The sequence below is a fragment of the Paenibacillus sp. FSL R7-0272 genome (assembly GCF_037969905.1).
Lineage (GTDB): Bacteria > Bacillota > Bacilli > Paenibacillales > Paenibacillaceae > Paenibacillus > Paenibacillus polysaccharolyticus.
Genome location: NZ_CP150221.1, coordinates 659,368 through 671,491, shown reverse-complemented (window position 1 = coordinate 671,491; position 12,124 = coordinate 659,368). Strand labels below are relative to the sequence as shown.

The 12,124-nt window shown below is 37.6% G+C and carries 9 protein-coding genes; 1 reads left to right on the top strand and 8 read right to left on the bottom strand.

Annotated elements, in window-relative coordinates; translation table 11 throughout:
* The first annotated feature begins 42 nt into the window (after positions 1–42).
* Positions 43–1,467 carry a DHA2 family efflux MFS transporter permease subunit gene (locus tag MKY23_RS03080; protein ID WP_339835148.1) on the top strand — a complete coding sequence of 475 codons (1,425 nt, stop codon included), beginning with the start codon at positions 43–45 and terminating at the stop codon, positions 1,465–1,467.
* A 203-nt stretch (positions 1,468–1,670) separates the two neighbouring features.
* Here the strand turns inward: MKY23_RS03080 and MKY23_RS03075 are convergent, their stop codons facing one another.
* The 8 genes from MKY23_RS03075 to MKY23_RS03040 form a co-directional block, all read right to left on the bottom strand.
* Positions 1,671–2,852 carry an MFS transporter gene (locus tag MKY23_RS03075; RefSeq protein ID WP_221787977.1) on the bottom strand — a complete coding sequence of 394 codons (1,182 nt, stop codon included), beginning with the start codon at positions 2,850–2,852 and terminating at the stop codon, positions 1,671–1,673.
* A 67-nt stretch (positions 2,853–2,919) separates the two neighbouring features.
* Positions 2,920–3,750, bottom strand: a complete 831-nt coding sequence (locus MKY23_RS03070) for a MerR family transcriptional regulator (protein ID WP_221787974.1) — start codon at positions 3,748–3,750, stop codon at positions 2,920–2,922.
* A gap of 199 nt (positions 3,751–3,949) precedes the next feature.
* Positions 3,950–5,065 (bottom strand): NAD(P)/FAD-dependent oxidoreductase, encoded by a 1,116-nt coding sequence (locus MKY23_RS03065; RefSeq protein WP_221787972.1) that lies wholly within the window; start codon positions 5,063–5,065, stop codon positions 3,950–3,952.
* Positions 5,066–5,164: 99 nt separating this feature from the next.
* A complete protein-coding gene (locus tag MKY23_RS03060) occupies positions 5,165–5,743 on the bottom strand; it encodes a TetR/AcrR family transcriptional regulator (protein WP_221787970.1) in 579 nt (192 codons plus the stop codon).
* Between the two features lie 272 nt (positions 5,744–6,015).
* A complete protein-coding gene (locus MKY23_RS03055) occupies positions 6,016–7,446 on the bottom strand; it encodes a glycoside hydrolase family 1 protein (RefSeq protein WP_210090497.1) in 1,431 nt (476 codons plus the stop codon).
* A 31-nt stretch (positions 7,447–7,477) separates the two neighbouring features.
* Positions 7,478–8,908, bottom strand: coding sequence for a 6-phospho-beta-glucosidase (locus tag MKY23_RS03050; protein ID WP_312027589.1), 1,431 nt, complete (start codon positions 8,906–8,908; stop codon positions 7,478–7,480).
* Between the two features lie 29 nt (positions 8,909–8,937).
* Positions 8,938–10,881: a beta-glucoside-specific PTS transporter subunit IIABC gene (locus MKY23_RS03045; RefSeq protein ID WP_221787966.1), complete on the bottom strand. Its 1,944-nt coding sequence runs from the start codon at positions 10,879–10,881 to the stop codon at positions 8,938–8,940.
* A 105-nt stretch (positions 10,882–10,986) separates the two neighbouring features.
* Entirely contained in the window at positions 10,987–11,829 is an 843-nt protein-coding gene (locus tag MKY23_RS03040) for a PRD domain-containing protein (protein ID WP_123067279.1), read from the bottom strand.
* Positions 11,830–12,124: the final 295 nt, after the last annotated feature.

Here is a 12,124-nt window from a genome sequence, read left to right as displayed (position 1 = left end):
TTTTCGTTGACGAGGAAACAATATTAATTAAAGGAGTTTAATATGCGTACAAACAAAGCAAAAGAAACCGGAATACCTAGACATATCCTGATTACCGCTTGGGCCATTGCTCTTGGAGCAATCGCTCCTATGTTGGATTCTACAATGGTGAATATCGCTGTAAGTCAACTCACAAAAGATTTTCATACCACATTAAGCACCATTCAATGGGCCATTACAGGATATATTTTAGCCCTTGCGATTGCAGTTCCGGTATCTGGTTGGCTTATGAATCAATTTAATAGCAAAAAGGTCTTCATTGGAGCGGTCATTGCTTTTGGCGTAATCTCTTTACTAATTGGTGTTAGCTGGGATATATCCAGTTTTATCTTCTTCCGTTTGCTTCAGGGATTTAGTGCCGGAGTCATTACCACCCTCATGTTCACCCTCTTGGTTAAGACAACCGGACAAGAGTACTTAGGCAGAGTCATGGCGATTGTAAGCACTCCTATGATCTTTGGTCCTATTTTGGGACCCATCCTCGGAGGGTTCATTGTTCAAGTCGCATCTTGGCCGTGGATCTTTTTCATTAACGTGTTCGTTGTATTGATTTCTGCACCATTAATGATCAGAAAGATTCCAAACTACGAGCCTTTTAACAAAGAGAGCAAGCTCGATCTATTTGGAATTATCGTTTTATCCATTATGAGCATAGCTTTAATATACGGAATCACCAAAGCAGCGGATTATGCCACTTTCAACAATCAGGAGACCATCTTGTGGATGGGGATAGGCCTCGCTTCGGCTCTCTTATATCTCGTTTATAATCGTATTAAAATGAATCAAACCGTTCTGCCCCTGAATTTGTTCACCCATAAGAACTTTGCAGCCTCAAGTGCCGGGCTATTCTTCGCGAATATCGCCATCATGGGTCCGTTGTTAATACTCCCTCTGTTCTTTCAAACCTTTCGACACTTCACAGCCATTGAAACAGCAGTTGCACTCATTCCTCAAGGCGTTGGTATGCTGATTACTCGGCCTTTCATTGGAAAAATGATCGACAGCATTGGTGCAAAAAATGTGCTGATCGTCAGTCTCTTCCTTTCCCTTATTGGGTCCATTCCTTTTATCTTCATCACAGATCATACAAGTATGATCTGGATTTCAGTAATCTTATTTATTCGCGGTGCCAGCGTTGGGGGCATTAGTCTTCCACTAATGAGCGAAGCCTACAATGGACTGGGCAACAAGCAACTTCCGGAGGCGGGTGTTGGAATAAATATCATTGAAAACCTCGGTTCAAGCTTCGGCTCAGCCATTATTGCGACGGCTGTTGCAACAGCTATACAAGGTTTGCATCCATCCATTGCAAATCAATTGCAGGCGTACCATATCGGTTTTCTTATAGCCGCGATCATTCTGGCACTGATCTTTATCCCCGGCCTGTTTCTTACGAATAAAAAGAAGGTGCCCCCTCTTTTAGAGTAGCACCCATTCTTTCATCCAACGTTAAAACGAATCCAGGCTAACACCAAAAGAAGAGGGCTGCAGCCATCTTTGCTAAACTTTGAGAAAATCCATCACTTCTCGTCCAAGATGAATTACTGAATATAATGGCAAGCATTTAGAGCATTACACTACGCTAGACCTAAGGAATAAGATCAAAGCAATTTAAAGGGTAAGATGTGAGTTTAAACTTGGACTCCAAGAGTTACTTTAGATGGTTTTTTCCAAAATATCGCTAATACAAATCCAAAAGCGATTGTAATAGCTGCTAAATAAAATGGATATGCAATCTCAATATCAAATAAAATCCCACAAATAATTGGAGCTATGACATTGGCTAAGGAGGTAAAAAATGAATTCATCCCACCTACAAACCCTTGGTCTGGTCCAGCTATACTTGCTAAATACGTGGTAACGGCTGGTCGAACCAGATCAAAGAAGATGAACGCCAACATGGTTGATATAAGTACGACGACATAGCTATTTAAAAACGGGAAGGCTGCCGCGTTAATTGCCGACAATAATAACACATATCGGATAAGTTTAATTTCACCCAACCAACGTGTTAATCGTTCAAACAAAGTAATCTGAATAATTGCACCAACAATGGCACCACCAGTAATCGCAATTGCAATATCTTTTGGTGTAAAATTTAATTTCACATCGACAAATAATCCGTAAAAGGATTCAAAACTCATTAATCCGAAATTTGAGATGAAAATAACAATAAAAGCCATTAAAAACATTGGCATTAAAATTTTTTGTAAATTCCCCTTACTTTTCATAATCTTGGGTTCATATGTTTCTTGTCTTTTAGGCTCACGTAAAATAATCCATGCAAAAACCCCTGCTAAAATTCCCAACAATCCTGCGACATAAAACGGAGTCCGAATACCGAAATCTGCCAAAAACCCTCCGGCACCTGGTCCAATAATTAAACCCGTACTGATTGCTGCCGACATATATCCGTATGCTTTGGGCCTTGTTTCGTCTGTAGTGATATCAGCAATAAATGCAGATACCGCTGGCATAATGAATGCCGCACTAATCCCACCTAAGGCTCTTGAAATGTATAGTACAGTGACATTATCTCCGATGGCGAATAGTAGCTCTGATCCACCGAATATAAATAGACCGATTACAATCATTATTTTTCTACCAAAGTAATCTGTCGCTTTCCCTGTAAGGGGCGAAGCAATTAATTGGGTTAAAGCAAACATGGCTGTTAATAAACCAACCGTCTTTCCACCAACGTTTAATTCGACCATTAATTTTGGGAAAACAGGAATAACCAACCCTATTCCCATAAAAGCAATAAATAAACTTCCTAACAAAATGGATAATACTATTTTTGTATTCCTATCCAAAACAATTCCTCCTTTAAGGTGCCTATCGAACACTTTAAAGGTTATAGTTAGTGTAGGGTCAAGAAGATTATTTTAAAATTTTAATTTTAAATTCAATATCAAAACGTGATGCATTATTCATTTTGAAATTTAACGGATAAAAATATTCATAGATATGAGAAGCAACGTTTAATTTATGTTTTTCTACATAGTTTCTCAATTTATTGTACATCTCCATAAAATCATCTGAATGAATTGCGAATGTAATTACCGCATATTCACCGGCTTCTAATGTAATCCGCTCTATATTACTTGGTAAATACTTATCCTCAATCTCAGTTATAACAGGTATAAAAATGCTGTCATATTTAATTTCTTCATAGGACTGATAGGATTCAAATGGAAGAACACCTCCAAATATAGTTTGCTTATGGAATTGCTCATGGGATTGAACAACATTATTCAGTACTTGACTCCACACGCCTATTTCAGATGATTCTCTAATGGTTATTTTCAGTAAATTTTGCTTCTCAAATGTTTTGATGTATACCTCTTTACTTGCAGACTCTATATATTGTTGTGTGAAATTTTGCTTCATTATTTGCAAATTCTTTTGAACTTCGTTAATTTGTCTGATTTTATCCTCAAGTACATCTTCTTGTTTGTTTAGAAATCGAAGGAGCTCCTCCGGTGTATAGGTTTGAACTTCTTCTATTTGATTAAGAGGTACGCCTAAAAATTTAAAGGCCTTGATTAAATTAGCGTCTAATATTTGACTTACACTATAGTATCGGTAGTTCGTTTGCGGATCGACTTTCACCGGTTTTAACACACCATTCTGATCGTAAAAATGGAGTGTTCGACTAGGAAGATCCGTTAACTTCGAAAACTCTCCGATGGTTAAATATTTTCGTAACATATATTATAAAACCCCTTTATCTTTGAGTATTCGTTCATTTTTATCAAAATAAAAGCCGCTATATCATAGCGACTTTTATTAGTATGGTAGTATAATAGCTGCTTTTGTAACCTACCAGATTAATTAGATGGCTAACATGTTGAGTAAATTAGTGCATGTTACAATCTGTAGGTGCTTGATTTTATATATTAGAACGTACTTATTCCCATGTAATTTTGTATTCATTAATCTTCTTATCCATATTAAACTCCATGTGTTTGTTCAGGAACAAAGCATTTAATTCTTCTGTCCTTTTTCTTCGGTCCTTTTCATAATAGTAAAACGCATCCCGGTAATCATGGTCTCTTAAATTTTTTGCTAAGACCATGGCATCTTCAAGGCTGTATGAAGCTCCTTGACCTACAAAAGGATTAGCTGTATGCACAGCATCCCCAACCAGAACAACGCGACCTTTTGACCACGTAGGTAAATTCTTCACTTCGTGAATACTTCTAGCGAAAATCTGCTCTGTGTTTTCAACAATTTTAAACAGATTGTTCGTGACTTTCCAATCTTTCATCATTTTGTTTAATAATTCTCTGATCGTTTGTGTGGAGGCTTTTTCAAAGTCTTTTGTTGGTAGTTTCTCAGGAGCTATTGAGAATGCTTGCCATAAGATATTCATCTTGTTTGTAGGATGAGCTTGCCCAAAGATAAAGGACAGATTCTTGTCGTAGTACAAATAACCACTTGATTCATCCCATTCGAAATCATCAACATACGATACCCCTTGCAGTCCCCACATACCGCTATAATCCAATTTAGCGTCAGATGCTACGGCTTCTCTCGTTTTAGAAAAAGTTCCATCTGCTCCGACAACAATATCACCTTTGACAGAGGTTCCATCTTCAAAAAATGCTTCAACTGATTTTGAACTTTGATTTACTGTAATCAGCTTTTTATCATACTTGATTTCGATTCCTTGATGCTGAGCTTCCTCCAAGAGAACTTTAACAATGTTGGATCTCATGACATTGATCATTGGGGATTTATAGTGCTTTTCATTGTAATTATTTGTTATTGATTCGACTTCATTTTCACTATTTATTTGATAAATACTTTTGATAATCGTTGAATTTGCAATAACTTTGTCTTTACATCCGATCTCGGCTAAGACATTTACACCGTTTGGAGTAAGTAAAAAACCAGCCCCTTTTTCTAATTCAGCTGTTCTACCTTCATAAATAGTGCTTGCAATTCCTGCCTTTCTCAAGAATAAAGCTGTGGCTATCCCGGCTACACCACTTCCGATAATAATGACATGATTGTGATTCATTATTTCTCCTCCTTTATTTTTACAGACAGACCGTTCGGTCTAATCATAATACAAAAAAAATTATACATCAATTTTATTTTTAATTTTGAAATAATTTTGTTAATTTACGCCCTTCAAGAAAATATCTATGGCTTTTTTGTTATAATTATTCTCTTTTACTTCAACATCATCACTATAATGTTTATAGTCATTACTTATAAATAACAAGGACATGAGAAAATATCCTAACAATTTTGGATCTTCACCTGGATTAATTTGGTTTACTGCCTGACATTCTTTAATGATATTAACAAAAAAATCAAGATATAACTTGTCTATTTCCTTAATTTTTTCCGTGATCTCATCTGATTTAAATGCACTACTGTAGAACTCTGCGGTTGTTTTATGATAATAAAGGTTCCCTCTAGACTTGGCTATATAATCTGCAAGAACATATAAAATATGATCGGAATCAGCCTGTGTATTTTCAACTTCCTGTTTCCAATCTTCTAGCCAATGATTAGCATCCTCTTCAAGGATGAAAACAAAGAGATTTTCTTTATTTTTAAAATGATGATATAAATTACCCTTACTAGATTCCGAAGCTTCAATAATTTGGTTCATTGAAGTTTCAGAAAACCCTTTGGTGTGAAATAAATTCCTGGCTGCTGTTATGATTTTTTTCTTCTGTTCGCTCATCGTAATACTCCTTATGTTTATTAACAATTATTGTAGTAGTATAATGCGAAGTTATTATCAAAAGTCCATTTAGAGTTGTAGTGTATCTTTCATTGTAATCTAATTCTTTTGATATGAATACCATGCAGCTGCTTGTTTATATAAAAGGGCTGAATTCAGTGTTCATTCTTCAAGTAGGAAACTGACTAGAAAACAATATATGCCCATACAACTAGGAAAAAGCAAAACCAAGACAGGTTACAATGCTACCTGCCTAAGGTTTTGCCTATGAATTATAATTTCTTGGTAACTCCTATAAGATTTGCACCATTGGTTCTAATCACTTCTTTGTACCAATGGAAGGACTTTTTCTTATACCTCTCCAGTGTTCCGGAGCCATCATCGTTACGATCTACATAGATGAAGCCATAACGTTTCTTCATCTCTGCTGTAGACGCACTTACGAGATCAATACAGCCCCAAGATGTATATCCCATTACTTCCACACCATCCTCGAGAGCTTCTCCAACCTGTACCAAGTGGTCATTCATGTATTGAATACGGTAATCATCTTTGACAGTCTTATTACCGTCTTCATCCGTAATCAGCTGATCGATCGCACCTAGACCATTCTCAACAATAAACAATGGTTTTTGATAACGATCCCAATATTTGTTGAGAGTTAAGCGCAAGCCTTGAGGGTCGATCTGCCAACCCCATTCACTCGCTTTCAAATATGGGTTCTCGATACCTGCAAACAGATTCCCTTGAGTCTCCTTACCCTTCTCTGGATCGCCGCTCTTACAAATACTTGAATAATAACTGAATGAGATAAAATCTACGGTATGTTTGAGAATTTCCTCATCCCCATCCTCAAACTTAATATTGATGTTTTTGGCTTTGAAATAACGATTCATGTATTTCGGATAATAGCCACGTGCATGAATATCCGCAAAAAGATCATTTTGCTGCTCTGCTTGCATCGCTGCAACAACATCGTCTGGATTTGGCGTGAGCGGATATGTTGGCATACTCAGCACCATGCAACCAATCTTCGCATCTGGCATAATCTCATGGCCCAGTTTAACCGCAAGGGCACTTGCAACAAGTTCATGATGGACAGCTTGATATAAGTCTTGGTCGGAAAGTTCTTCTTTTGGTGTATATATACCACCACTCATGAATGGTTCTTCCACAATAGAGTTGATCTCATTAAACGTCAGCCAGTACTTGACTTTACCTTTATAACGATGAAATAGTACCGTAACATAACGTTCGTAGAACTCAATCATTTTACGATTTACCCATCCATCATACGTTTTGGACAGATGCAACGGCGTCTCGTAGTGCGAAATCGTCACGAGCGGTTCAATACCGTATTTATGGCATTCGTCAAACAGATCATCATAAAATTGCAGACCTTTCTCGTTTGGCTCCAGTTCGTCTCCTTTGGGAAAAATACGAGACCAGGCAATGGATGTGCGGAACACTTTAAAGCCCATTTCAGCAAACAGTTTAACATCCTCTTTATATCGGTTATAAAAGTCGATACCAATCAATTTCAGATTATCCTCGGTGGGACCTTCTGTTCTTGGTGTTGTAACCCCATTTGGCGTTACATCCTGTACTGACAAACCTTTACCATCGACATTATAGGCTCCCTCAAGCTGGTTAGCTGCTACTGCACCGCCCCACAGGAAGTCCTTCGGAAATGGTGACGCCATATTCATCTATCCTCTCATCATTAAATTAGTGCTACACACTTAAATCTTGACCATTTGACTTAATCACTTTTTTGTACCATTCAAAAGATTTTTTCTTCGAACGCTTCAGTGTTCCTTTACCTTGATTATCTCGATCTACATAGATGAATCCGTATCTTTTTTTCATTTCACCTGTACTTGCACTTACAATATCAATTGGTCCCCAAACGGTGTAGCCAAGCAAGTCTACGCCATCGTACTCTACAGCATCCCGCATTGCACGAATATGCTCACTTAGATATGAAATTCTGTAATCGTCTTCTACATAACCACTCTCATCAGGAACATCTACAGCCCCTAGGCCGTTTTCAACAATGAATAAAGGTTTCTGATAACGGTCATAGATATTATTCATTGTAATTCGTAATCCTAACGGATCAATTTGCCAACCCCAATCACTAGACTTTAAATACGGGTTCGGCAAACTTGGAAATAGGTTTCCTCCTATTGTATCCGTAAGTGTCGAATCAGCACTGACTACGCTGGAGGAATAATACGAGAATCCTATGAAATCAACGGTGTGTTGTTTCAATAACTCTCGATCACCTTCTTTGAATGGTAGAACAATATTTTTTCGTTCCAGTTCTTTAAGGGTGTATGCCGGGTATTCACCCCTAACCTGAACATCAATGAAAAAATAGCTCTGGTTTTCAACCTGTTTGGCTTTCCATACATCTTTTGGATCACATGTTCTGGGATATGGGGCAATGCTAGCTAGCATACATCCCACCATATTTTCAGAGTCTACTTCATGGGCAATTTTTGTAGCTAACGCGCTGGCCACCAACTCATGATGACTGGCTGTAAATTTCACTAATTCCGCATCTTCGTGTTCTTCTATGAACAATCCGGATGATAAAAATGGAGCTTCCAAAACCATGTTAATTTCATTAAACGTAATCCAGTATTTCACTAAGCCCTTATAACGTTTAAAGATCACCCTACATAATCTTTCATAGAAATCAATCATTTTTCGGTTACGCCAAGAACCATATTCCTTAACAAGGTGCATGGGAACGTCAAAATGGGAAATGGTCACCAGAGGATTAATATTATACTTTTGACACTCTTTAAATACGTCTTCGTAAAACCGGAGTCCAGCTTCATTTGGCTCCAGCTCATCCCCATTCGGGAATATACGGCTCCAAGCAATTGACAACCGATATACGTTAAATCCCATTTCTGCAAACAATGCGATGTCTTCTTTGTAATAGTGATACATGTCGATTGCTGCTTGGCCAGGGTAAAAATAGTTCTCGTCAAAATCAAACATCTTCGTTTTACCCATAAGAACACTGTCACGGATATCACCTGTTGGACATAAATCAACATTTGCTATGCCTCTTCCGTCTACATTGTAAGCTCCTTCAGATTGGTTAGCCGAGGTTGCTCCGCCCCACAAAAATCCGTCTTTAAAAGCCATTTCTCTCATCTCCTGCTAAGATAAAATTGTTAAATCAAACCTGTAAGCAAAACATCCCCTGCATTTACTTGTTTTCCTTTAGTTTCAATAATCTCAAGATAACTATCTGTATTTGTAACGATCATTGGCGTTTCAACCGAATATCCTTCTCTCTCAATCTCCGCAATATTAAATTCAGCCAATTTCTGTCCTTGTTTAACAACGTCTCCCTCTTGTACGAAGGTCTCGAAATATTTACCTTTCAGACGAACCGTATTAAATCCGATATGAATAAGGACTTCCATTCCTTCATCTGACACTAATCCAAAAGCATGTTTTGTAGGAAACAATGTAACAACCTTCCCATCAAAAGGTGCAAATAGTTCTCCGGTCACAGGCTTAATCGCGATTCCTCTGCCCAAAAGTTCTTGCGAAAACGCCTCGTCTTGAACCTCTTTAATAGGAACGACTTCTCCGTTCATAGGACTATGCATCGTATGCTTTTTCTCAGATTTCAACTCTGGTTTGGATTCTGGTGTAGATGATACGTTTATCGTTTTGCCAGAGCTTGGCTGGGATTTATCATCCTTGAACAAGAAAAGTGTTAAAACAAACGAAGCTACCATAGCAAAAACAACACCAATAATACCGATCATGAGGTTCCTGATTCCTGGATTCTCCGGATCAAACATGGTCATAAATTCAAATATGCCCAGTCCTCCAAAGGTAAACTCTCTGAAGTTATAGAAGCCATAGAACCCACCAGCAATACCTGAAACAATACAGCTCATGATAAACAATTTTTTTCGCGGAAGGGTAATTCCATAAACAATAGGCTCTGTTATACCAAATAGAGCGGATACAGCTGCCGGTATGCCGAGTGCCTTTAAATTTTTATCCTTTGTTTTAACGATGACGGCAAGAGTAATAGCCATTTGAGAAAACGTGGTGGCAAAAGCCATAGTTAATACGTTGTCAAAACCCAAGCTTGTGATGTTGTTAATATAGACGGGGATAATTCCCCAATGCAGGCCAAATACCATAAGAATCTGCCATAGGGATGCCAGTAGAAATCCAGCTACTAATGGGCTCGCATCTCGAACAGCAAATATTCCCTGTGCTATAAGCTCTGATCCGTAGTTTGCCAAAGGACCTATCAGTAAAAAACCCAAGGTTAAAGAAATAAAGACCGTGAGCATCGGTACAATAAAGAATTTGATTACACTTGGAATAATCTTGTCCAACACACGCTGCACTTTTGATGCAAAATATACGACGATGATGACTGGAAGTACAGTTGATGTATAGTTCATACCAATCAACGGAATACCAAACACATCCAAATAGACAGGAGAGCTTAAAATTGTACCGCTAAATAATGTATACAGTGGCTCTTTTGTTGCTGCCAAGGTATTCAACTGAATAGCAGGGTAACACATGGCCAGTCCAATGAGAATCCCAGTAAAAGGCTGCACTTTAAATTTATTAGCAGATGTGTATCCTAAAAACACAGGAAGAAACATAAACAATGCATCTCCCATAGCATTGATGATCATGTATGCTCCGCTATCAGCTGTATATAGCCCCATCGCGTTAAACAAAATATTAAATCCTTTTAACATACCTGCAGCACACAGAATTCCCAAAATCGGCTGAAATAAGTTGGACACGACATCAATAAAGGCATCAAAGGGTTTCTTCTTTTTGATCTCTTTATCTGTTATTGGGGCAGTTGGTTTTTCGCCCCCTTTAGTTAGTTGGGTAACTTCCGAATACACCTCGGAAACATGATTGCCGATTACAACCTGATACTGCCCACCAGAACGCATAACGGATACGATGCCATCCATTTGCTTCAATACTTCATCGTTGGGTAAGGAATCGTCCCTTAATTGAAATCTCAACCGGGTCATGCAATGAGTGAGATCAAGAACATTTTCAGAACCACCCACTGTCTTTACAATTTCCTCGGCCAACTGTTGATATTTTCTCATTTTATTTTCCTCCAAATTTAGCTGAAACAGCTTAGTGAAGGGTTTGGCCAACTTAATGTCACCATCCTGCGTTGCAAGAAACCTCACCTCCTTTAATGAAAACTGCTATGAATTTGTTTTGTGCACAACACGTTGGATGTGAACAGTTAGATACAATTTCTCTTCGTTTGTTAAGTTATACTGGTAGTTGTTCTTAATATAAGTTTCGATTTTCCCCACACATTGGTAAGAATTCGGGTGTTTCTCTTTGATCACATCTAATAGATCTGTATCACTCTCACTCTCATGCAAGTTTCCACTGATTAATCGCTGAGCAAAAAACTTCAAATGAGTGACAAATCTAAAAAATGCTACGGATTGTTCATCAAACTCCATTTGAAAAAAATATCTAACTATATCACTGATCTCTTGAATGATTTTGGTCACTCTGTAAATGTCTTGAGTTTCTTGGGGAGTCTCAGCGTTGACAATATGCAATGCAAGAAAACCTGCTTCATCTTCAGGAAATTGAATATCGAAAGATTCCTTAATAAATTGAAGCGCCTTCAAACCAATCTGAAATTCGTCTGCATAAAATCGTTTAATATCCCAAAGCAAAGCATTTCTAAGCGATATTCCTTCTTTATATCGACTTATCGTCGAGAAAATATGGTCACTGAGCGATATATATATACTCTCATTGAGTTTTTTACCTAACGTTAACTTCGCATAGTTTATAATTTGGTCCGCCACTTCAAAATAATCGATAGGAATTTCGGACAGAAGTTCCTGGAATTTCACGAAGGCATCTTTATTAGAAAGTGAATAGATTTTATCTATACTTTGCTGATCCAGACTATCGCCAACCTTCTTCTGGTAAGCGATCCCTTTGCCCATTACAATAATTTCTTGACCCATTTTGTCGTGAGTAACTGCCACATTATTGTTCAAAATTTTGAGGATATTCATCTCATTCCCCCCTATTTTCCAAATAAAAAAGACCTGTCTGCACATCAAAAATAAACGCAACTATGGCGTAAATTAATTTTGATGTGCAAGCAGGTCTAGCTTGTAATTAAACAATCACTATCCTTAACTTACACTTCCATTGTAATCGTGACCTTTTGTTTTAGCAAGAGTGTTTTTTATACTATTTTTTTCATTTTATCTACGTTTTATACTTCACTACCTTGTTCAGAATAATACGTCATTTACATATTGCATATATCATAAATCTGTATTAGGATTAAAAAATCTAACTAAC